The sequence below is a fragment of the Phaeobacter sp. PT47_59 genome, from assembly GCF_028890025.1.
Lineage (GTDB): Bacteria > Pseudomonadota > Alphaproteobacteria > Rhodobacterales > Rhodobacteraceae > Phycobacter.
Genome location: NZ_JARCJL010000006.1, coordinates 189,834 through 212,404, shown reverse-complemented (window position 1 = coordinate 212,404; position 22,571 = coordinate 189,834). Strand labels below are relative to the sequence as shown.

Below are 22,571 nucleotides of genomic sequence, written 5' to 3'. Positions count from 1 at the left end.
GCGCGTTCCGGGGTGGGGCTATTAGAAGCCCGCGTTGATCGCCTGAGCGGCGTCGATCTTGTCCTGACCCACGTCACCTGCGAACTGAGCCCAGACCGGCTTCATGGTATCGACCCAGGACTGGCGCTGCTCGGCGCTCAGCTGACGCACGGTGCCACCTGCGGCGATGATGGCTTCCTTGGCCTCATTGTTCACCTTGGTGGATTCAGAGTTCCGCGCCTCGGTCACTTCGGACAGGATGGTCAGGAACTGATCGCGCACCGCCGGATCCAGGCTGTCGAGCCAATCGACCGAGGTCACCACCAGATAGTCGATGATGCCGTGGTTGGTTTCGGTGATACCGTCCTGCACCTCGAAGAACTTCTTGCCGTAGATGTTGGACCAGGTGTTTTCCTGACCGTCCACAACACCCTGCTGCAGCGCGCCATAGACTTCGGAGAAGGCCATTTTCTGCGGGCTGCCGCCGATGGCTTCCATCTGAGCGACCAGCACGTCCGAGGACTGCACGCGGAACTTCAGACCGTTCGCATCGGTGGGTGCGATCAGCGGCTTGTTCGCCGACATCTGCTTCATGCCGTTGTGCCAATAGGCCAGACCCTGCAGGCCGCGGCGCTGCATGGAGTCCAGAAGCGCCTGACCGTCGTCCGAGGCCTGGAAGGCGTCAACCGCATCGATGTTCTTGAACATGAAGGGCAGGTCGAACAGGCGGAACTGCTTGGTGAATTTTTCGAACTTCGAGAGCGAGGGCGCGGCCAGCTGCACGTCGCCCTGCAGCATCGCTTCCAGCACCTTGTTGTCGTTATAGAGCGTGGAGTTCGGGTAGACCTCCAGGCACATGGTGCCGTTCATCTCTTCGTTGATGCGCTTTTCCAGCAGGCTGGCGGCGATCCCTTTGGGGTGTTTGTCCGTGTTGGTCACATGGCTGAACTTGACGACGATTTCGCCATCGTCACAAGCCGCGCTCACGGCACCAGCGGATACGGTCATCGCCAGAGCGGCGGCGGTCGCAGTCAGGAATTTCATGGTGGTCCTCCCAGGTTCCATTCCAAATTTATCTCCACAGCCTCGGCGTCCTGCGCCAAGGCCCCGCCGGAAGGATCACGAATCGCCCTGCTCCTCTCAAGAGCTGAGTCGGAACTCGCTCCGATTCGAGATTTTCATAAATTTTTCATAGAGATAAAAAGCGCCCACGGATTAGGCAGCCATGCTGCATTTGCACGCTGTGCGAAAACCCGCACAGGGGCACCGGCCTTTGTGCGGAAATCCGCACAAATCCCCTCCGGCCGCGCGTGTGAATTTCAAACCAGGGGAATCGCCCGGATCAGCGCCGGTAATCCTCGGGGCGGATGCCATAGCGCGCCAGCTTGTCGTAGAAGGTCTTGCGCGGCAGTTTCAGCGCCTCAGCCGCCGCGGCAGCGCGCCCGTTCTGGCGCCCGAGGGCCGCGATCAGCAGGGATCGCTCCACCTGCGCCAACTGTTCCGCCAGCCCCAGGTCCGCCCCGGCCGAGACCTCTTCGGGCATGCCCAGCACAAACCGCATCGCCGCCGACATCAAGGAGCGCGCATTGCCGGGCCAGTCCTGCGCCATCAGCATGGCCAGATGATCCTGGCTCACTTCCGGGGCCTCGATCCCCGCCTGTTCGGCGGCCTGGGCGACATAGTGGCGAAACAGCACCGGGATATCGCCGGGCCGTTCCGCCAGCGAGGGGATGCGCACGCGCATGACGTCGAGCTTGTAAAACAGGTCGCCGTGAAAGGCGCCCTGCGCCACCAAATCGGCCAGATCGCTGGTGCTGCCCGCGATGACGCGCGTGTCCGTGCCCTGCTCCAACCCCTCAAGCACAGCATATTGCACCGCTTCGGGCAGGGCCGAAACCTCGTCCAGGAACAGCGAGCCCCCTGCCGCCTCCTGGCAGAGCGCCTCAAAGCCTTCAGCCGTCATGCCCGCCGCCGGGCGTTTGATAAAGGCACCCTGGGCGCGCGGCGACATCAGGTGAATGACCTCCGCCACCTTGGAGATGCCGCTGCCGGCCGGGCCGCTGACCAGCACCTCGGCCCCGGTCGAGGCCACCGCACGCACCCGCTGACGCAGGCCTTCGGACTGGGGCGAGGTGCCAAACAGCATCCGCGCCGCAGGATCCCCCAGTTCCAACTGCTGCTTCAGGCGGCGGTTTTCCAGCACCAGTGCGCGGGTCTTCAAGGCACGTTCCAGCACCGGCATCAGATCCGCGGGGGCGCAGGGTTTTTCCAGGAAATCAAAGGCCCCTTCGGACATCGCCCGCACCGCCATCGGAATATCGCCCTCGCCCGTCAGCAGGATCACCGGCAGCTCGGGATCCACCTCATGGGCGTATTTCAGCAGGTGAAAGCCATCGCGCCCCGGCATCCGCATGTCCGACAGGATCACCCCATCGAAATCGGGCCGGATCAGATCCTTGGCCGCCACGAAGGATCCCGCCGTCACCGCCTCTAGGTCATTGAGTTCCAGCGTCTGCGCCAGCGCCTCGCGCACGGCGGCATCGTCATCCACAAACAGCACCCGCCGGGTCATGCGGCACCTTCCTCGCTCCAGGGGTCCAGTTCGACGGTAAAGACCGCGCCCGCATCCGTGTTGCTGCCGCGGATATGGCCGCCGAAACTCTGCACCAGCCCATAGGAGATCGACAGCCCAAGGCCAAGCCCCTCTGCACTGCCCACCGCCTTGGTCGAATAGAAGGGGTCGAACATCTTCTCCGGCTCCTTGATGCCGGGGCCAATATCCTGCACCTGCACCCGCAGGCGGGCTCCGGTCGTAAGCGTGATGGTGATGGCCCGCTCCGGCTGTTCCAGCATGGCATCGGCGGCATTGTTGATCAGGTTCACAAAGACCTGGGTGAGCCGCACCTCTCCGCCCCAGGCAAAGACGGGCGCACCGGCGGCAGGCGGCGTCCAGTCGAGCGTGACGTGATCCGCCTCCAGCCGCGCGGCGGTCAATTCCACGGCGGCCTCGATCACCTGCGCCAGATCGACCCGCCCCATCGGTTCGCTTTCATTGCGGGCAAAGGCGCGCAGGTTCTTGATGATCCGCGCCATGCGGTCGGCCATGCGGGCAATGCGGTTCAGGTTGTCGCCCGCGCGCTCGGGGTTCTGGCGGGCAAGAAAGGCGGCTCCGTTTTCGGCATATTGCTGGATCGCCATCAGGGGCTGGTTCAACTCGTGACTGATCCCCGCCGACATCTGTCCAAGCGCCGACAGCTTGCCCGCCTGCACCAGATCCTCCTGCGCCCGTTTCAAGGCGGCCTCGGCCTCTTGGCGCTCGCGCACCTCGCGGCGCAGCTGACTATTGGTCACCTGCAGGGCCTGGGTGCGCGCCTCCACCCGGCTTTCCAGCACCGCATTGGCCCGCGCCAGGGTGCGGCGGCGCTCGGTGGCCAGGAACAGCAAGGTGCCAAAGGCCAGGCATAGCCCCGCCAGCGCCGCCGCCTGCAGCGCCGCTATCCGCCGGGCCGGGGCCACATCCACCAGGATTTCCCCCACCATGGCGATGACAGGCAGGTCCACCGCGAGATGCAGCGCCTGGCGCGGCAGATAGGCACTGCCCGAGATCTGCCAGATCTCATGGGCACCGATCCTGCGTTCCTGATAGGAGACCGGATCGCCGGTGCCGCCAGGCAGCACATCCCCGCGGCGCCAGAACAACAACTCGGGACGATTGGAGATGAACACCTCGCCGCTGAGGTTCGTGAAAAACACCGCCGGAAGCGAGCCGCGCCAGGTCTGCTCCACATCCTGCACATCGGCCACGACCACAAGCGCCCCCAGCACGCCGCCGCCCGGGGCAAAACTGGGGGCTGCATAGAAATAGGCGCGCCGTCCCTCGGGCAGAAGCACCGCCTGACCGGTGCCCAGCGCCCCCTGCATGGCCCGTTCGAAATAGTCCTGGCCCGCAACCGAAGGCCCCACGACCCCCTCGGCAGAGGCCAGTACCTGCCCCGTCGGATCCGCATAGAAGACATCCAGCGCCGCCGTCTTGTCCGCCACCTCGCGCAGGCGCTTGGCGGCCCGCTGCCGGTCTTCCGGAGTGTCCAGCTGCTCCAGCACCGGATGATCCGCCGTCAGCACCGCCAGTTCCTGGTAGATCTGCAACTGGGTGCTGACCCGGTCCGAGGCGAGCGCCAGATCCGCAAGGCTGCGCTCCGCCAGCGAGTCCAGCGCCTGGCGGTAGCCATAGGACCAGACCACCATGGCCAGCCCGGCCACTGCCAGGGCAAACCCCAGCGGAATCCGCCAGCGATGCCAGATATGATGCCCTTTGCCTTGCTTCATGACCGGCACAGTAGAAAAGCCGCCTTGCAATGACCAGCCACCAAGGCAAAAGTCGTACCCCGAAGACCACAGAGCGGACAGTGATGAAGACCCTGCAGCAATCCCCGACCGACCCCGCCTTCGTGCAGGATCCCTATCCGTTTTACGCTCAGGCGCGGGCGGCGGGCTCCCTGCACTACTGGCAGGACTACGGCATGGTCGCGGCCTTTCGCAAATCCGCTGTGCATATGCTCTTGCGGGACCGGCGATTTGGCCGCGAGATCCCGCCGGAAATGGCGACCGAAGGCCCGGCGCATCTGGCGCCCTTCCTTCACACCGAAGCCCATTCCATGCTGGACGCCGAACCGCCTCGCCACACCCGGCTGCGCAGGCTGGTGACGCGCGCCTTCACCTCTCGCGCGATCGCCGACATGGAAGAGGGCATCACCCAACTGTGCCACGATCTGATCGACGCCTTCCCGGACCGGCCCTTTGACCTGCTGCCCGCCTATTGCACCCAGGTGCCGATCATAACCATCTGCCGTCTGCTGGGAGTGCCGGAAACGATGGCCGAGCAGCTGCTCGACTGGTCGCACCGCATGGTGGCGATGTATCAGGCCGGGCGCGGGGTGGAGACCGAACATGCCGCCGCCCGCGCGGCGCAAGAGTTCTCGGACTATCTGAAGGGCTACATCGACCAGCGCCGGAGCGATCCGCAGGACGATCTGCTGACCCGGCTGATCGAGGCCGAGGAAGAGGGCGAAAGCCTTTCGCCGGACGAATTGATCGGCACCTGCATCCTTCTTTTGAATGCCGGGCACGAGGCCACGGTGCACGCCCTTGGCAATGGTGTGAAAACCATGCTGCAACAGGGCTGGGATCCGGCCTGGCTGGCCCCCGACGGGATCGAACGGCTGGTGGAGGAGATCCTGCGCTATGATCCGCCGCTGCATATGTTCACCCGCTACGCCTATGAAGAGGCCGAAGTCTTCGGCCACACCTTCCAGCGCGGGGATCGAGTGGCGCTTTTGCTCGGATCAGCCAACCGGGACGAGGCGGTGCTGGACGATCCGGAGGTCTTTGACCCCAGCCGCCCCGCGAGCCTGAACACCTCCTTCGGGGGCGGCATCCATTTCTGCGTCGGTGCGCCCTTGGCGCGGCTGGAAATGCAGATTGCTCTGCCGATCCTGTTTGAACGCTGCCCCAACCTGCACCTTGCCGAGCCGCCGGAATACTCCAACAGTTACCATTTCCACGGGCTGACCCGATTGATGGTGAAGAGCTGAGACAGGCTTCACCGGTGGAGGCGGGCTTCAGGCTTTGCCGCCGCTCTCCAGCGGCAGCAGGGTTGTCGACTTGATCTCCTCCATCGACAAAAGCGCGGTCACATTATGCACGCGCACCTCTGAAATCAGCGCCTGGTAGAACTTGTCATAGGCCCGCGCGTTCTGCACCCGCACCTTCAGGATGTAATCGATATCGCCCGCCAACCTGTGCGCCTCTTGTACTTCGGGGCGGTCCTGCAGCGCCTTGAGGAAGGCTGCCTGCCACTCGGCCTCGTGTTCCGAGGTGCGGATCAGCACGAAGAAACAGGCCTCGAACCCCAGCGCCTCGGCATCGAGGATCACGGTCTGCCGCCCGATCACCCCGGCCTCGCGCAGCTTGCGGATACGATTCCACACCGGGGTCTTGGAACTGCCCACCTGTTTGGCGATTTCATCCAGCGACTGGCTGGCATCGCGCTGCAGTTCGGCCAGGATTTTCCGATCCGTCGCATCAATCCGCACTGTCATTCCGTATTTCCTTTCTCATCGAAACCCGATCTATCGAACCCGCGCCAGAGCAAAACAAGCGTCCTTATTTGGGCGAGCATATAGCGGTTATCCGGGAATATTTCCTATATTGAGGGTCAAGTCAAACAGCACGAATGAGGCGCCATATGTCCAGCTTTGCCCCGATTACCCCCCCTGCCAGCACGCGGCATGCGGGCGGCATGTGCTGCCCCGCCCCGGGTGAAGTGGCCTTTGCAGGCTCTGGCCCCGGCGATCCGGATCTGCTGACCCTGAAGGTCCTGCGGGCGATGCAGCACGCGGACGTTATCCTCTTTGACCGCCTCGTCAGCGATGAGATCCTCGCCCTTGCGGGCCCCGGTGTGACGCTTGAGGATGTCGGCAAGGAAGGCTTCGGCCCCTCCATGTCGCAGGAGGAGATCTGCGCCCGCATCGTGACCCACGCCAAGGCAGGCAAGAAGGTTCTGCGCCTAAAATCCGGTGATCCCACCGTCTTTGGCCGCCTGGATGAGGAACTGACCGCCTGCGACGCCGCCGGGATCGGCTACAAGATCCTGCCGGGGATCACCGCCGCATCAGCCGCCGTCGCCGCCATCGGCCAAAGCCTGACCCAGCGAGGACGCAATTCCTCGGTACGCTTCCTCACCGGCCATGACATGCGCGGCTTTGCCGATCACGACTGGGCCGCGCTTGCCCGTCCCGGCGAGGTTGCCGCCATCTATATGGGCAAGAAATCGGCGCGCTTCGTGCAAGGGCGCCTGTTGATGCATGGCGCCGATCGCGACACCCCGGTGACCATCGTCGAGAACGCCTCGCGCGCCGATCAGCGGGTGCTGGAAACCACGCTGGACCGCCTGCCCGGCGATCTGATCGCTGCCGGGTTTGATGGCCCTGCCCTGACATTCCTTGGCCTGGCGCCGCGCCAAAGCATCGCCGCGCTGAATGACCTCACCGACACATTGAAAGTGGAGCTTGCCTGATGCCGCGCCCCTTTAGCCCCAAAATCATCACCGCCAACGATCTTCTGGAAGGCGATGTGATCTACTTCACCGCAGACGGCGCCTGGAGCCGCGATCTGGCGCAGGCCGAGCTGATCACCGACGAGGCCGAAGCGCAGCTGCGCCTCCTGGAGGCCGAGCGCGACGCCCTGAGCGTGGTCGGCATCTACCTCACCGATGCGAAGGACGGCCCGAACGGTCCCGAACCTGTGCATTTCCGCGAGGATTTCCGCCGCACCGGTCCCTCGAACTACGCTCATGGCAAGCAGGAAGCCAAGCTGGAGGCCACCGCACATGTATAAGTACAACGACTTTGACGCCGCCTTTCTGGCCGAACGCAACGCCCAGTTCCGCGCCCAGGTAGAGCGCCGCATCGACGGCAGCCTGACCGAGGATGAGTTCAAGCCGCTGCGCCTGATGAACGGGCTCTATCTGCAGCTGCATGCCTATATGCTGCGGGTTGCGATCCCCTATGGCACGCTGAACAGCGCCCAGATGCGCCAGCTCGCCCTTCTGGCCGAAAAGTGGGACAAGGGATACGGCCATTTCACCACCCGCCAGAACATCCAGTACAACTGGCCAAAGCTGCGCGATGTGCCGGATATGCTGGATGCGCTGGCCGAAGTGGGCCTGCACGCGATCCAGACTTCGGGCAACACGGTGCGCAACGTGACCTCGGACCACTTTGCCGCCGCCGCCAAGGAAGAGTTGGAAGACCCCCGCCCCTATGCCGAGCTGATCCGGCAATGGTCCACCGACCACCCGGAGTTCCAGTTCCTCGGCCGCAAGTTCAAGATCGCCGTGACTGGCGCAGAACAAGACCGTGCCGTGACCCGCGCCCATGACATCGGGCTGCGCATGGTGGAAAAGGACGGTGAAAACGGCTTCGAGGTGATCGTGGGCGGCGGCCTGGGCCGAACCCCGATGATCGGCAAGGTGCTGCGGGAGTTCCTGCCGAAAGAGGACCTTCTGCCCTATCTGGAGGCGGTGCTCAGCGTCTACAACCTCTTGGGTCGGCGCGACAACAAGTACAAGGCGCGCATCAAGATCACCGTGCAGGAAAACGGTATCGACAAGATCCGCGAGCTGGTCGAGGCGCGCTTCATCGAGCGGCGTGCCGAGTTCAACGGTGCCGACCGTGCGCTGCTGGCAGAGATCAAGACCCATTTCACGCCCCCCGCCCTGCGCAGCGGCGACACTGCCCCCTACACTTCCGCCTATGACAGCGATCCGGTGTTCCGCGCCTGGGCCGACACCAACCTGGCCGAACACCGCAAGGCGGATCACGCCATTGTCACCATCTCGATCAAGGCGCATGGGGCAACCCCGGGCGATGCCACCGCCGAGCAGATGCGCGTGATGGCGGACCTGGCCGAGCAATACGGCTATGACGAGCTGCGCATCAGCCATGAGCAGAACGTGATCCTGCCGCATGTCCTGAAATCGGACCTGCCCGCGATCCATGCCCGCCTGAAGGCAGCGGGGCTGGCAACGGCGAACATCGGGCTGATCTCGGATATCATCGCCTGCCCCGGCATGGATTACTGCGCGCTGGCCACGGCCCGCTCGATCCCAGTGGCGCAGGACATCGCGACGCGGTTCGAGGAACTGAAGCTGGAGCATGACATCGGCCATCTGCAGATCAAGATCTCGGGCTGCATCAATGCCTGCGGCCATCACCATGTGGGCCATATCGGCATCTTGGGCCTCGATCGCGCGGGGGTGGAGAATTACCAGATCACCCTGGGCGGCGATGCCACCGAAACCGCGGCCATCGGCACCCGCACCGGACCGGGATTTGCCTATGACGAGATCGTGCCCGCGATCGAGCGCCTGATCGAGGCCTATCTGGAGCTGCGCAGCGGAGAAGAGGAAACCTTCATCGACGCCTACCGCCGCCTCGGCATGGAGCCCTTCAAGACGGCGCTTTACCCCGAAGCCCGCAAGAAGGTGGCCTGAGCCAATGCTGAACCTTGCCCAAGGCAGCCCCGACGGGGCTGCAGAGGCCGCGGCCCTGGCGCAGAAGGTGGAGGCGCTCAACGCGCGCTACCGGCACCATTCGGCCACAGCCGTGATGGAGGGCGCCTTGCGGGATGCCGGGCGGATCGCGCTGGTCTCCAGCTTTGGCGCGGAATCCGTGGTGCTCTTGCATATGGCGGCCATCCTGGACCCCACCACGCCGGTTCTATTCGTGGATACCGAGCTGCTGTTCACCGAAACGCTGGTCTACCAGCAGGAGGTGAGCGAGCGCCTTGGCCTGCGCAACGTGCAGGTCATCCGCGCCGGGGATATCGCCGAAAAGGACCCCTATGGGGCCCTGCGGTTCTCGGACACCGACGCCTGCTGCCACCTGCGCAAGACCGTACCACTGCAGCAGGCGCTGGCAGGCTTCGACGGCTGGATCACCGGGCGCAAGCGGTTCCAGGCCGGTAGCCGCGCCGCGCTCGAATTCTTCGAGGTGGAAGAGGGCACCGGACGCATCAAGGTGAACCCCTTGGCCCATTGGGCGCCGGAAGACGTGCGCGCCTATATGGAGGAAAACCGCCTGCCGCGTCACCCGCTGGTGGCGCAGGGGTATCCCTCGATCGGATGCGCGCCCTGCACATCGAAAGTGGCGGAAGGTGAAGATCCCCGCGCCGGACGCTGGCGCGATCAGAACAAGGAAGAATGCGGCATCCATATCGTGGATGGCAAACTCACCCGCACAGGAGCAAAAGAGACATGAGTGTAATCGTGACCGACAGCGGATTTGGCGCCGAGGACTGGACCGCCGGATTTGAAACCGAGACCGCCCTAGATCTTGCCCCGGATACAGATCTCGCCCTGCTCTCGAACCGCATTCCGGGTTTTGAGATGATCCGCATCCACTTCCCCAGCTTTGCCGATGGGCGTGGCTTTACCCTGGCACGCCAATTGCGCCACATGGGCTATGCCGGACGGTTGCGCGCCTATGGCCACGTTCTGGCGGACCAATATGCCATGGCGCGGCGCAGCGGCTTTGACGAGGTGGAAATCGATGACGATCTCGCCGCCCGCCAGCCCGAGGCACAGTGGCTCGCCCGTGCAAACTGGCAAGCACATGACTATCAGGCCCGCTTGGGGCGTGGCCGCGCCGCGCGCTGAACCTCTGCAGCACCTGCCCTCTGTCAGCTGAAAAAACATGCGGTCTGTCGTCCCGTGGCTGGCCGACATGCAAAATCAACGCTTTTCCTGACCTGTATCAAAGATTAATCAAGGGTGCCGGTTTACCAGACCGGCAGTGAAACCGATGAACGAGATGACCCCCGTGACCGACACTGCTTCCGACGCCAAGCCCGCAAAGGCGACCCCGACCCTGCCCGATGCCCAGACCGTGACAGAGGTGAAACATTGGACGGACCGCCTGTTTTCCTTCCGGGTGACACGGCCCGCGTCACTGCGGTTCCGCTCAGGCGAATTCGTGATGATCGGGTTGATGGGCGATCCCGATCCCAAGACAGGCAAGCAGAAGCCGCTGTTGCGCGCGTATTCCATCGCCTCGCCCTCCTGGGACGAGGAGTTGGAATTCTACTCGATCAAGGTTCAGGACGGCCCGCTCACCTCGAAGCTGCAGCACATCAAGGTTGGTGACGAGATCATCCTGCGCCCCAAACCGGTGGGCACCCTGGTGCATGATGCCCTTCTGCCCGGCAAGCGGATCTGGTTCTTTGCCACCGGCACTGGCTTTGCGCCCTTTGCCTCGCTTCTGCGCGAACCGCAAACCTACGAGGATTACGACGAGGTCATCATCACCCACACCTGCCGCACCGCGGGTGAGCTGACCTATGGTCGGGAATTGATTGAAAGCCTGAAAGAGGACGAGCTGCTCAACGAGCTGATCGGCGAGGGCTTCTGGAAGAAGATCAAATACTATCCCACCACCACCCGCGAAGAGAGCGCCAAGATGGGCCGGATCACCGACCTCATCAACTCGGGCGAAGCCTATAAGGATCTGGGCGTGGAGCCGCTCAACCCCGAGAGCGACCGCGCCATGATCTGCGGCAACCTCGCCTTCAACCTGGAACTGAAGGACATGCTCGAAGCCGCGGGCCTTGAAGAAGGCGCCAATTCGAAACCTGCGCAATATGTGGTGGAAAAGGCCTTCCTCGACTAAGGCTTCCAGGCTTGGCTCGGCGGACGAATCGTATCCCGGTCGATCTCTCCGCCAGCCCCGCCCAGGCTAAACTGCGGGGCCGTCGCCGCGGGTGGCAGGCTTCGGGACGACAGGCGGCGCATGGTCGGTGCCTCCTTGCGGGATTCCCCCGCAACATTATCCATTTTCCCCCCTGCCCTTAGCGGTTCCCGCTTGAAAGACGCCGCCGCCCGGTTTACGTTTCGTGCTCGAAAAATGGCAACCATCAAAGGATTGAACCCATAGCCCGCAGACCTCATAATGCGCCGCCGCAACGTGATACCGGCCCGCGCACAAACGAAAAGATCCGTGCACCCGAAATCCGCCTGATCGGCGCCGAAGGGGAAAATGTTGGCGTTGTCCACCCCGCCAAGGCGATGGAGATGGCAGCGGAAGCAGGTCTGGACCTTGTGGAGATCTCGCCCAACGCGAACCCGCCCGTGTGTAAGATCATGGACTTCGGCAAGTTCAAGTACGAACAGCAGAAGCGCGAAAGCGAAGCCCGCAAGAAGCAGAAGATCATCGAGGTCAAAGAGGTCAAGTTCCGCCCCAACACGGACACGCATGACTATGATGTGAAGATGCGCAATGTGTTCAAGTTCCTGGAAAACGGCGACAAGGTGAAGGTCACCCTGCGTTTCCGTGGCCGCGAAATGGCCCACCAGAACCTGGGCCGCGAGTTGCTGGAGCGCGTTGCCGAGGACGTGAAGGAAATCGGCAAGATCGAGAACATGCCCAAGATGGAAGGCCGTCAGATGATCATGATGATCGGCCCGCTGCCGCAGAAGTAAAGCTGCGGCGCAGACTAGGCAGTGTTTTGCCCCCGGTGCTTGACTGCGCCGGGGGCTTTGTCATTGTGCCGCCCATCATCGCAGACGGGCAGCGGAGCATCGACCATGTGGGAAGAGCGGTATTCGAAATCGGGGGACTACGTCTTTGGCAAGGATCCGGCCCGGTTCCTGGTCGAGCACAGTGCCTATCTCAGCCCCGGTCAGACCGCCCTGTCGGTGGCCGATGGCGAGGGGCGCAACTCGGTCTATATGGCGGCAAAGGGCATGGAGGTCACCGCCTATGAGTTCGCGCCCACCGCCATTGCCCGCGCCCGCGATCTGGCGGCAGAGCACGGCGTTTCGGTGGATTTTCGCGAGGTGGATATCCTGAACCACGACTGGCCCGAGGATGCCTTTGATCTGGTGGCGGGCATCTTCATCCAGTTCGTCGGCCCCGACGCCCGGCGGGTGCAGTTCGAGGGCATGAAACGCAGCCTGAAACCCGGCGGGGTGCTTCTGTTGCATGGCTACACGCCCGAACAGCTGGAGCACGGCACCGGCGGGCCGCCCTTTGCCGAGAACATGTATACCGAGGACCAGTTGGCGACGGATTTTGCAGGCTGGGAGATCCTGGAAAACCGCGCCTATGAACGCGAGGTCCAAGAGGGGCGCGGCCATGTCGGCATGTCTGCCCTCATTGATTTCGTGGCGCGCAAGCCCGGCTGATCCCACATGACAGCCTAGATGACAAAGGGCCCCGCGATGCGAGGCCCTTTTCCGTTCCGGGTGACGGATTTAGCTTGCAGCTGCCACGGCGCGTTTGGTCAGAACCCCGATCAGATGCGCGCGGTACTCCTTGGTGCCGTGGATATCGCCCATCATGTTGGCCGGGTCGACCTGCAGGCCATTGACCGCCTCCGGGCTGAACGAGGCACTGAGCGCCTGTTCGGCCTCGCTCCAGCGGAACACACCGTCCTCGGAGGCACCGGTCACCGCGACACGCACGCCATCGGCGAACTTGGCCACAAAAACCCCCACCAGCGCAAAGCGCGAGGCGGGCTGCAGGAACTTCTGATAATTCGCGGCCTCCGGCACCGGGAAGCGCACGCCGGTGATGATCTCGCCTTCCTCCAGCGCCGTGGTGAACAGCCCCTGGAAGTAGTCATCCGCCGCGATTTCACGGGCATTGGTCACGATGGTCGCCCCCGATCCCAGCGCCGCCGCCGGGTAGCAGGCCGCCGGGTCGTTATTGGCCAGCGAACCACCAATGGTGCCCCGGTTGCGCACCGCAGGATCGCCGATGTGGCTGGCCAGATCCGCCAGCGCCGGATACTGCGCTGCGGCCTCGGCCGCGACGGTGGCATGGGTGGTGGCGCCGCCGATCGAAAGGCCGTCGTCATTGTTGCTGCAGACGCCCTGCATTTCACCAATTCCACTCAGCGAGACCAGTTTCGTGGGCATCGCAAGGCGCTGCTTCATCGTCGGCAGCAGCGTCTGACCGCCGCCCAGCGCCTGCGCGTCCTCCGCGCCGAGCGCGGCAACCGCATCGGCGATGGTGGCCGGTTTTTCAAACTCGAAATTATACATTCCGTTTTCCTTCCCAAAGAATTCCGGGGCCTGGCCCCTTGTTCTTTTGTCCAAAACTATCGGGATGGAGGGGCGCAGCCCGCGCCCCTGCCCCGGTTCAGCTGTTCATCGCCGACCAGACCCGGTTCGGGGTCAGCGGCATGTCGATATGTGTCACGTCCTTGCCTGCCGATTGCAGCGCATCGACCACCGCGTTGACCACCGCCGGGGGCGATCCGATGGCGCCGGCCTCACCGCAGCCCTTCACGCCCAAGGGGTTGTGGGTACAGGGTGTCTGGCAGGAATGATCCACCTGGTAGAAGGGCAGATCATCGGCGCGCGGCATGGCGTAATCCATGTAGGAGGCGGACAGAAGCTGGCCGTTCTCATCATAGACACAGCCTTCAAGCAGCGCCTGGCCGATGCCCTGACCGATACCGCCATGCACCTGACCGTCCACGATCATCGGGTTGACGATATTGCCAAAGTCATCGGCAGCCGCAAAGCGTTCGATGGTGACCTTGCCGGTCTCGGGATCGACCTCCACCTCGCAGGCATAGGCGCCCGAGGGATAGGTGAAGTTCGCCGGATCGTAGAAGGCGGTCTCCTCCAGCCCCGGCTCCATATCCTCCAGCGGGTAGTTGTGCGGCACATAGGCCGCCAGCGTGACATCACCCCAGGCCAAGGACTTGTCCGTGCCCGCAACCGAGAACTGACCGTCCTTCAACTCGATATCCGCGTCGGAGGCTTCCAGGATATGGGCGGCGATCTTCTTGGCCTTGGCGATGATCTTTTCCGTCGCCCGCACCATGGCAGAGCCACCCACGGCGAGGGAGCGCGAGCCATAGGTGCCCATGCCCATCGGCGTGTTGGCGGTGTCGCCATGCACGATCTCGACCATGCTTTCGTCAATGCCGATCATATCTGCGATCACCTGCGGGAAGGAGGTTTCATGCCCCTGCCCGTGGCTGTGGCTGCCGGTCATCACCACCAGGCCGCCGGTCGCATTGACCCGCACCGTGGCGCTTTCATAGAGACCCGCACGCGCACCAAGCTGCCCCACAAGGTTACTGGGCGCGATGCCGCAGGCCTCGATATAGCAGTTGACGCCAAGGCCACGCAGCTTGCCGTTCTTCTCGCTCTCGGCGCGGCGCGCCTTGAAGCCTGCGAAATCGGCAACATCGATCAGCTTGTCCATGGTCGCGTGATAGTCACCGGTGTCATATTCCACCGCCACCGGGGTGGCATAGGGGAACTCGGTGATGAAGTTCTGACGGCGCAGCGCGATGGGATCGACGCCCAGCTCGCGCGCGGCCTTGTCGATCACCCGCTCCAGCTGGAATGTCGCCTCGGGGCGGCCGGCACCACGATAGGCATCCACCGGCACCGTGTTGGTGAAGACGGCCTTCACGTTCACATAGATTAGCGGCGTCTTGTAGTTGCCCGCCATCAGCGTGCCATGCAACCAGGTCGGAACCGAAGGCGCAAAGGTGCTGAGATAGGCACCCATGTTGGCGTAGGTATCGGTGCGAATGGCGGTAAAGTTGTTCTCCGCATCCAGCGCCAGTTCGATCTTGGTCACATGGTCGCGCCCGTGCGCATCCGTCATGAAGGCCTCGGAGCGGGTGGAGGTCCATTTGACCGCCCGGTTCAATGCCTTGGCCGCAAAGGTACAGAAGGCTTCCTCGGCATAGTGGAAGATCTTGGTACCGAAACCGCCACCCACATCCGGGGCGATGACGCGCAGCTTGTGCTCGGGGATGCCCAAGACGAAGGCCCCCATCAGAAGGCGGATCACATGCGGGTTCTGCGAGGTGGTGTAGAGCGTCGATTCCCCTGTTGCCCGGTTGAAATCGCCCACCGCCACGCGCGGCTCCATCGGGTTGGCGACCAGGCGGTTGTTGACCAGCTCCAGCGTGGTCACATGGGCCGCATTGGCAAAGGCTTCCTCGACCGCCGGTTTGTTTTCTTCCACGAAGCCCCAGTCATAGCAGAGGTTCGAGGTGAGATCGTCATGCACCTTGGGGGCGCCCTCCTTGACGGCCTCCTTCATGTCGATGACGGCGGGCAGCTCCTCGATGTCCAGCTCAATCGCCTCGGCGGCATCGCGGGCCTGTTCGCGGCTTTCGGCGACAACGGCGGCGATGGCATCGCCCACATAGCGGACCTTGCCCTGGGCCAGCACCGGGTGGGCTGGTTCCTGCATCGGTTGCCCGTGGCGGTCGGTCACCTGCCAGCCGCAGGGGATGGATCCCACCCCTTCGAAATCGGCGCCGGTGAAGATGCGGATGACGCCGGGCATGGCTGCTGCCGCCGCCGTATCGATCCCGTTGATCTTGCCATGGGCCACGTCCGAGCGCAGGAAATGCACATAGGCCTGGCCGCTAAGGTTGATATCGTCGGTGTAATTGCCGGTTCCCGTCAGGAACCGCAGGTCTTCGCGCCGCTTCGGGCTGGCGCCGATGCCACTATCCTTTGGCATAGTCCAATTCTCCTCCCTGGATGATGCGTCTGTTGCGCATCTCTTGGTCATGCAAATGCTTTTGCCGGGGCAACGCCTCCCTGCGCGGCCCTGGGTGGTATGGCTTTATTCGGCGGCGATGGCCGAGACGTCCTGACCGGATGCGGCCATGATCGCCTTCACGATATTGTGGTAGCCGGTGCAGCGGCAGATATTGCCTTCCAGATAGGCGCGCACCTCGGCTTCGGTCGGTTTGGGGTTGTCTTTCAGCAGAGCCGCTGCCGACATCACCATGCCCGGCGTGCAGAAACCGCACTGCAGCCCGTGATGATCCTGGAACGCCTGCTGGATCGCGTTGAGCGTGCCATCCGGGGCCGCCTGACCTTCGATGGTCGAGACCTCGGCGCCATCGGCCTCGGCCGCCAGCATGGTGCAGGATTTGACCGCCTTGCCGTTCACATGCACCACGCAGGCGCCGCATTGGCTGGTGTCACACCCGACATGCGTTCCCGTGAGACCCAGATCTTCGCGCAGAAACGACGACAGAAGCGTGCGTCCCTCCACCTCACCGCTGGCGGGCTTGCCGTTCACGGTCATTGAGACCTTCGTCATGAATTCCTCCCATTCGCTACTTTTGTTGGCTGAGAGCGAGTTAAGCACGGGATTCCCCTTGCGCGAACCCCCTGAAATGCATTCGCCCCCAACATTTTTGTCAAATGGTCAAATCGCGGGACTAACGACCTGAAGACATGGGACATTTTGCGCACAAAGACGTCACTAGCAAAGGCCGTGGATGTCATCCTGTCCCGGAACCGCCCGGTGCAGCGCGGCGCGGCATGGGACGGGTGGGAATCTCCTTCAGCAATCCGCCGACTCCCATGGCGGCAATATCCTCGGAGGTCACATCGACGCCTGAGATCACCCGCTCCAGCACCCAATCGGCGCCATTGAGCGCGGGCGAACGTGCGCAGCCCGGCAGGCCGATCACGGGCCGGTCGCCAAAGCTTCCCAAAAACAACAGGTTGCCCGGATCCACCGGCATGCCAAACCGCGTCACCTGCCCCCCAGCGCGGCGCAGCGCCTGCGGCGCCACATCCATGGGATCGGAGGTGGCAGAGCCGGTCAGCACCAGGATCACCTCGCCGGGTGCTGCGGCGATGGCCGTTGACAGCTCCGCCTCGCGGTGCGGCACCACCACGCGATCGGTCAGGTCCATCCCCATCCGGTCCAGCCGCCCAGCCATGGCCGCGCGCCCCTTGTCCGAAGGGGTCTCGTCGCTCACCCGCGTTTCGATCAGGGTCGCGGTCCTGTAGACCGGCGCCAGCACCCGCATTGCACCGCTCGCGTCCTTGGCCGCCTGTGTCAGATCCGCCTCCGGCACCCCGTAGGCAATGATCTTGATGGTGGCCACCATGCCGTCCACATCGACCCGGTGATACTCGGGCACCGTCGCGATGGAAATCATCGGATCCACCGCGTTCACCGCCTCCAGCCGCGCCCGGTCCAGCTGCACCACGCCGCAGGTCCGGGCGTAAAGGTTCACGCGCCCTGCCCCGGCGCCGGAAATGCGCAGACCCTGCGCCACCTCATCCGGGACAATCGCCCGCGCCAGGGCCTCTGCGGCGGCATCCTCATGCAGGTCACCCGGCTCAAGGCGGGCAACGATCACCTCTGTCCGGTCTTCCGCTGCGAGATCACGCAGATCTGCGGCGCTCAGTTCGGTCCCCTTGGCAATCTTGCGCGCCTTCAGTTGCAGGGAGTGCGCCAGGATCGCGCCCTCGGCCTGATCCAGCGGAACAGGGCCGAACCTCATGGGCGTTTGCCGCGCAGAACCGCGGTCATCTCGGCCAGGATCGACACGGCGATTTCCGACGGTCCCGCCGCGCCGATATCGAGGCCGATGGGCCCGTGGATCTGCCCGATCTGCTCTGCCGTGAAGCCCGCTGCCGTCAGCCGCTCCACCCGCTTGGCATGGGTGCGGGTCGAACCCAGCGCGCCGATGTAGAAACAGTCGGCACCCAGCGCCGCCTCAAGTGCGGGATCGTCGAGCTTCGGATCATGGGTCAAAAGAACCAGCGCGGTGCGCGCATCTAGGCCCAGCTTTTCCACCGCCTCATCCGGCCAGTCATCCATCAGCCGCTCACCCGGGAAGCGTGCGGCGGCGGCAAAGGCTTCGCGCGGGTCGATCACCACCGGATCATAGCCCGCGATCCGCGCCATGGGCACCAGGGCCTGGGCGATATGCACCGCCCCCACCACGATCAGCCGCAGCGGCGGGTTGTGAATGGCGACAAAGGTCTTGCCGTCTTCCTCAAGCCCCGAGCGATCCATGCGCAGCCGGTCGCCGTAACCATCGCGCACCAGACGCCGCGCGCCCGTTTCCAGGTTGACCTCATAGGCCAGCGCCTGGCGCGCCTTGCGGGCCGCGACCAGCTCCTCCAGCAGATCCACCGGCAGGGCGCCGCCCACGGGTTCCACCAGCACCTTGATGGTGCCACCGCAGGCCAGGCCCACGGCAAAGGCATCATCGTCGCTGACCCCGAATTCCAAGAGCCGGTGCTGCCCGTCCTGGATCGCCTCCAGCGCCTCGAAGACCACGGCGCTTTCGACGCAGCCCCCCGAGACCGAGCCTTCGATGCGGCCATCTCCGCCCACCACCAGCTGCGAGCCAGCCCGGCGCGGCGCCGAGCCCCAGGTCTGCACCACCGTCGCCAAGGCAGCCCCCGTACCATCCCCATGCCACGCAAGCGCCACCTCCGGCGCGTTCTCAAACCGCGCGGTTTCCCCTGTCATGCCATCCTCCCGGCCTGTCTTCCGCCCCTGTTACCCCCAAGGTTGACGTGAACCGGGCGGGTTTCAAGCCGAAAACGCATCGCAAAACGACGAACGCCCGCCGGGACCGGCGGGCGCCTTGGCCTGTCACAAGCGCGGGAGGGCGCTTATTCAGCCGGTTGCAGCTCCGATTTCGAGGGCGTCAGACGCTCTGGCAGGGCAAAAGCCAGCACGATGAAACCAAGGCCCAGGACGATGCCGAGGATATCGCCCGACAGCGCGGTGATGCCTTCGAACTTGGATCCCGGCACGGTGCCCAGGGTGACCTTGCCGCCCGCGATACTGTCCAGCAGGCCGCTCGATTTCCACATCGGATAGGTGACCATATAGGCCGCGGCGCCCAGAAGGCCGCCCGCGATGAAGAACAGCGCATCCTTGCGCCCCGAGGCCGCCGCGACCACGCCGGTACCGGGGCAATAGCCCGCCAGCGCCCAGCCCGCGCCCAGCATCAAGCCACCGATGAAGACGCCCACATAGGCAGCCTTCACCGACATATGGCCCACATCGACAAGGCCCAGCATCTGCCCTGCGAACATCAGCACCGATCCGGTGCCGATGGCCAGAAGGATGGTCTTGGCCAGGTTGAGGTTCGTGAGGTTCAGCATCTTACCGATCATGTTCGGATTGGAGGCACCGATCCGGTCCAGAACCGCGCCAAAGGCGACACCGATAACGATTGCGAGAATGATAGACGTCATGGCTCAGGCCTCCTTCTTGAACAGCATCAGGGACACGGGGATCGCGGCGGCAAAGGCACCGGCGGCAAAGATATACCCCGAGAGCGAGGTCTGCATCATGCCCGACATCATATGCCCCGAGGTACAGCCCCCAGCGAGGCGCGCCCCGTATAGAACGATGAAGCCACCGACAAAGGCCGCCCCGTATCGTAGGGCGACACCGTCACCCATGTTGGCGCGCCACAGCTCCGGGATGCTGCGCTCACGTGCGGAAATACCCCCACGCGTCAGCACCGACAGGAAGCCCCCCACTGCCATCGCCAGCACGAAGATAAAGCTGTAATTGAGCGGGTTCATCACCGACTTGGCGTATTTGCCATTCGATTTCGCCAGATAGGCATTGGTCGAGGTATAGCCTTCCTCGGTCTTGGTCACCAATTCGCTGTTCACCGCATCCCCGATGATCCCGTCCAGGATCACGAATTGCGTGGACACACCAATCGGCTTGACCAGCAGTACCGCCAGAAAGAAGACACCCCCCAACAGGAGCCCTCCGATTTTCCAGTTCATGGCCATCTTCAGCCTCCTTTTTCACATTCCATCGGCGGAATATAGCAGGCTACGACGGGGTCTCGCTTGACCCAGATCAAATACATTCAATTTTCGGAATTAATAAAGAACCATCAGAGCAGCGCCATCAGGCGCGCCTTTTCGCCCTGATCCTGAGGGCTGGAGATCACCCGCGCCAGATCCTCGAGCGAGGCGATGGAATGGCCTGCGCGGAAGCTGTCCACATGGGGCAGCATGGCGCGGATGCCTTGCGCCTTGGGGGCAAAGCCGTCCCAGCGCAAGAGCGGATTGAGCCAGATCAGCCGCCGCGCGGACAGGTGCAGGCGCTGCATTTCCTTGGCCAGTTGGTTCGGGTCATCCCGGTCCAGCCCGTCGGTGATCAAGAGCACCACCGCCCCCTGCCCCATCACACGCCGCGACCAATCGCGGTTGAACTCATGCAGGCAGGATCCGATGCGGGTGCCGCCCTCCCAGTCCTGCGCCTCGGCGCCTGCGGCCGCCAATGCCGCATCCACGTCGCGCGTGGCCAGATGGCGGGTGATATTGGTGAGGCGCGTGCCAAAGGTGAAGCCATGCACCCGCGCCCAGCCCGCGCCCTTTTGATTGGCCACGGAATGCAGGAAATGCAGCACGATACGGCTATACTGGCTCATGGAGCCGGAAATATCGCAGATCACCACCAGATTGGGCCAGCGAATGCGCCGCTTGGCGCGGGCGATCTCCTGCAGGTCGCCGCCCCGGCGTGCCGCGTTGCGCAAGGTGCGCCGCCAATCGGCCCGCTCTCCGCGCGGGGCCGCCATCAGGCGGCGCGACTGGATCGGCTGCACCGGCAGGCGCATCTGCGCCAGGATACGCTTGGCGCGGGCGACCTCCTCGGTGCTCATCTGTTCGAAATCAAGGCTGCGCAGGCGCTCTTCGGAGGACATGGTGAGGGATGCGTCGATCTCGAATTCGGTGCCCTCCTCCTCTTGCCCTTCGGGGAGGTCAAGCTGCTCGTTTGCCCCATCCAGCAATGCCTCGGCGGCGCGTTTCTCCGCCGGCTTGGCGGCGCGTTCTTCCTGCACGCCGCGAATGGCCGGCAGCATCGCCGCCATCATATGTTCCAGGAACCTCGGGTCGCGCCAGTAGAGGCGGAAGACCTGCGCAAAGACCGTGCGATGTTCGGGGCGCGTGACGAAACAGGCATGCAGCGCCCAATAGAAATCCTGCCTGCTGGTAAAGCCCGCCGCCGCCACCGCCTGCACAGCGTCGATCACCCTTCCGGGGCCGATGGGCAGCCCCGCCTTGCGCAGGGCACGGGCGAAATGGGTGATGTTCTGGACGAGTTTCGGATCGTCCGGCAGCGACAGTTCGGGCAGTTCCACCATCAGATCAACGCCAAGGTCACGGCGTCTCCTCCAGGCTCTGCTTCGCCTTATCAAGGATGCGTTTCGCCTCGGAACCCTGCAATTGCGCGATATCGTCCTGGTATTTCAGGATCGCGCCCAATGTGTCGGCGATCACCTCGGGGGAAAGGTCGATCACATCAAGCGCCAGCAGGCAGTTGGCCCAGTCGATGGTTTCGGCCACGCCCGGTTTCTTGAACAGATCCTCGGTGCGCAGGGTCTGCACAAAGGCGACCACCTCGCGGCTGAGCTGCTCTGCCGCCTCCGGCACGCGGGCGCGCAGGATCTCCACCTCGCGGGTGAAATCGGGGTAATCCACCCAGTGGTAAAGGCAGCGCCGTTTCAGCGCGTCATGCACCTCGCGGGTGCGGTTGGAGGTCAGGATCACGATGGGCGGCTCGGGCGCCTTGATGGTGCCAAGTTCGGGAATGGTCACCTGAAAATCGCTGAGCGCCTCCAGGAGAAACGCCTCGAAGGGTTCATCCGTGCGGTCGAGTTCGTCGATCAGCAGCACCGGCGCGCCGTTTTCATCGGGGCGCATCGCCTCCAGCAGGGGCCGTTCGATCAGGTATTCATCGGAAAAGAGTTCGCTCTGCAGGGCGCTGCGGTCAGCGCCCCCGGCAGCCTCGGCGGTGCGGATCGCCACCATCTGCGCGGCAAAGTTCCATTCATAGACCGCGCTGGCAGCATCCAGCCCCTCGTAACACTGCAACCGGATCAGGCGGCGGCCCAGCGCTGCCGACAGGGCCTTGGCAATCTCGGTCTTGCCCACCCCCGCCTCTCCTTCCAGGAACAGGGGCCGCCCCAGGCGCAGCGACAGGAAGACCACGGTGGCCAGCGCCCGCCCGCAGACATAGCCCTGATCCGCCAGCATCTCTTGCACCTGATCGATGGATTGCGCCTCTGTCATGCCTTGCCTCCCCGCTTGGTCGCCCCAACAGGCCACGGGGCCAGCGCGCGGTCAAGGCTGGTCTGCCATTAGATTTTCGGTCCATCGGCAACACTTCGACAAGGGTTAACGCCTATACAGGCGGCAATGATTGACCTCGGATCCCCGCCCTGCCATGCAGTTTCGCAAGGAAAAGCCT

At 63.8% G+C, this 22,571-nt stretch carries 22 protein-coding genes; 9 read left to right on the top strand and 13 right to left on the bottom strand.

Going from position 1 to position 22,571, the window contains the following annotated elements; all coding sequences use genetic code 11:
* Window positions 1-21: 21 nt before the first annotated feature.
* The 3 genes from PXK01_RS08055 to PXK01_RS08045 all read right to left on the bottom strand — a co-directional run bounded on the left by PXK01_RS08055 (window position 22) and on the right by PXK01_RS08045 (window position 4,305).
* Complete coding sequence (locus tag PXK01_RS08055) at window positions 22-1,023, bottom strand: DctP family TRAP transporter solute-binding subunit (protein ID WP_274848289.1); 1,002 nt, start codon at window positions 1,021-1,023, stop codon at window positions 22-24.
* A gap of 298 nt (window positions 1,024-1,321) precedes the next feature.
* Entirely contained in the window at window positions 1,322-2,551 is a 1,230-nt protein-coding gene (locus tag PXK01_RS08050) for a sigma-54-dependent transcriptional regulator (RefSeq protein WP_274848288.1), read from the bottom strand.
* Window positions 2,548-4,305: a sensor histidine kinase gene (locus PXK01_RS08045; RefSeq protein WP_446728428.1), complete on the bottom strand. Its 1,758-nt coding sequence runs from the start codon at window positions 4,303-4,305 to the stop codon at window positions 2,548-2,550. Before PXK01_RS08045 ends, PXK01_RS08050 begins: the two co-directional genes overlap by 4 nt.
* An 83-nt stretch (window positions 4,306-4,388) precedes the next feature.
* On the opposite strand from PXK01_RS08045, the gene PXK01_RS08040 reads away from it, so the two are divergent.
* A complete protein-coding gene (locus tag PXK01_RS08040; RefSeq protein WP_274859580.1) occupies window positions 4,389-5,570 on the top strand; it encodes a cytochrome P450 in 1,182 nt (393 codons plus the stop codon).
* Between the two features lie 27 nt (window positions 5,571-5,597).
* On the opposite strand, the gene PXK01_RS08035 is transcribed toward PXK01_RS08040, so the two are convergent.
* Complete coding sequence (locus PXK01_RS08035) at window positions 5,598-6,077, bottom strand: Lrp/AsnC family transcriptional regulator (protein WP_274848285.1); 480 nt, start codon at window positions 6,075-6,077, stop codon at window positions 5,598-5,600.
* 146 nt (window positions 6,078-6,223) lie between these two features.
* On the opposite strand from PXK01_RS08035, the gene cobA reads away from it, so the two are divergent.
* The 8 genes from cobA to PXK01_RS07995 all read left to right on the top strand — a co-directional run bounded on the left by cobA (window position 6,224) and on the right by PXK01_RS07995 (window position 12,718).
* A complete protein-coding gene (gene cobA, locus PXK01_RS08030; RefSeq protein WP_446728427.1) occupies window positions 6,224-7,054 on the top strand; it encodes a uroporphyrinogen-III C-methyltransferase in 831 nt (276 codons plus the stop codon).
* Complete coding sequence (locus tag PXK01_RS08025) at window positions 7,054-7,374, top strand: DUF2849 domain-containing protein (protein WP_274848284.1); 321 nt, start codon at window positions 7,054-7,056, stop codon at window positions 7,372-7,374. The genes cobA and PXK01_RS08025 overlap by 1 nt, the downstream gene beginning before the upstream one ends.
* A complete protein-coding gene (locus PXK01_RS08020) occupies window positions 7,367-9,031 on the top strand; it encodes a nitrite/sulfite reductase (RefSeq protein ID WP_274859579.1) in 1,665 nt (554 codons plus the stop codon). The genes PXK01_RS08025 and PXK01_RS08020 overlap by 8 nt, the downstream gene beginning before the upstream one ends.
* A gap of 4 nt (window positions 9,032-9,035) precedes the next feature.
* A complete protein-coding gene (locus PXK01_RS08015; RefSeq protein WP_274859578.1) occupies window positions 9,036-9,797 on the top strand; it encodes a phosphoadenylyl-sulfate reductase in 762 nt (253 codons plus the stop codon).
* Window positions 9,794-10,195, top strand: coding sequence for a DUF934 domain-containing protein (locus tag PXK01_RS08010; protein WP_274859577.1), 402 nt, complete (start codon window positions 9,794-9,796; stop codon window positions 10,193-10,195). Before PXK01_RS08015 ends, PXK01_RS08010 begins: the two co-directional genes overlap by 4 nt.
* Window positions 10,196-10,340: 145 nt before the next feature.
* Window positions 10,341-11,204, top strand: a complete 864-nt coding sequence (locus PXK01_RS08005; RefSeq protein ID WP_274859576.1) for a ferredoxin--NADP reductase — start codon at window positions 10,341-10,343, stop codon at window positions 11,202-11,204.
* A gap of 251 nt (window positions 11,205-11,455) precedes the next feature.
* Window positions 11,456-12,013 carry a translation initiation factor IF-3 gene (infC, locus tag PXK01_RS08000; protein ID WP_342455868.1) on the top strand — a complete coding sequence of 186 codons (558 nt, stop codon included), beginning with the start codon at window positions 11,456-11,458 and terminating at the stop codon, window positions 12,011-12,013.
* Between the two features lie 105 nt (window positions 12,014-12,118).
* Window positions 12,119-12,718 (top strand): SAM-dependent methyltransferase, encoded by a 600-nt coding sequence (locus PXK01_RS07995; RefSeq protein ID WP_274859575.1) that lies wholly within the window; start codon window positions 12,119-12,121, stop codon window positions 12,716-12,718.
* Between the two features lie 69 nt (window positions 12,719-12,787).
* On the opposite strand, the gene PXK01_RS07990 is transcribed toward PXK01_RS07995, so the two are convergent.
* The 9 genes from PXK01_RS07990 to PXK01_RS07950 form a co-directional block, all read right to left on the bottom strand.
* Window positions 12,788-13,579, bottom strand: coding sequence for an FAD binding domain-containing protein (locus PXK01_RS07990; protein ID WP_274859574.1), 792 nt, complete (start codon window positions 13,577-13,579; stop codon window positions 12,788-12,790).
* A 97-nt stretch (window positions 13,580-13,676) separates the two neighbouring features.
* Complete coding sequence (locus PXK01_RS07985) at window positions 13,677-16,040, bottom strand: xanthine dehydrogenase family protein molybdopterin-binding subunit (RefSeq protein ID WP_274859573.1); 2,364 nt, start codon at window positions 16,038-16,040, stop codon at window positions 13,677-13,679.
* A gap of 105 nt (window positions 16,041-16,145) precedes the next feature.
* Complete coding sequence (locus tag PXK01_RS07980; protein ID WP_274848275.1) at window positions 16,146-16,631, bottom strand: (2Fe-2S)-binding protein; 486 nt, start codon at window positions 16,629-16,631, stop codon at window positions 16,146-16,148.
* A 184-nt stretch (window positions 16,632-16,815) separates the two neighbouring features.
* Window positions 16,816-17,832, bottom strand: coding sequence for a molybdopterin-binding protein (locus PXK01_RS07975; RefSeq protein WP_274848274.1), 1,017 nt, complete (start codon window positions 17,830-17,832; stop codon window positions 16,816-16,818).
* The gene (locus tag PXK01_RS07970; protein ID WP_274848273.1) at window positions 17,829-18,812 is read right to left on the bottom strand and encodes an XdhC family protein; all 984 of its coding nucleotides are present in this window, start codon (window positions 18,810-18,812) and stop codon (window positions 17,829-17,831) included. Before PXK01_RS07970 ends, PXK01_RS07975 begins: the two co-directional genes overlap by 4 nt.
* Before the next feature lie 146 nt (window positions 18,813-18,958).
* On the bottom strand, window positions 18,959-19,549 hold the full coding sequence (locus PXK01_RS07965) for a DUF6691 family protein (protein WP_274848272.1): 591 nt from the start codon (window positions 19,547-19,549) through the stop codon (window positions 18,959-18,961).
* Window positions 19,550-19,552: 3 nt separating this feature from the next.
* Window positions 19,553-20,104 carry a YeeE/YedE thiosulfate transporter family protein gene (locus PXK01_RS07960; protein WP_274859572.1) on the bottom strand — a complete coding sequence of 184 codons (552 nt, stop codon included), beginning with the start codon at window positions 20,102-20,104 and terminating at the stop codon, window positions 19,553-19,555.
* Between the two features lie 107 nt (window positions 20,105-20,211).
* Window positions 20,212-21,465 (bottom strand): vWA domain-containing protein, encoded by a 1,254-nt coding sequence (locus PXK01_RS07955; protein ID WP_274859571.1) that lies wholly within the window; start codon window positions 21,463-21,465, stop codon window positions 20,212-20,214.
* A 16-nt stretch (window positions 21,466-21,481) separates the two neighbouring features.
* Entirely contained in the window at window positions 21,482-22,393 is a 912-nt protein-coding gene (locus tag PXK01_RS07950; RefSeq protein ID WP_274859570.1) for an AAA family ATPase, read from the bottom strand.
* Window positions 22,394-22,571: the final 178 nt, after the last annotated feature.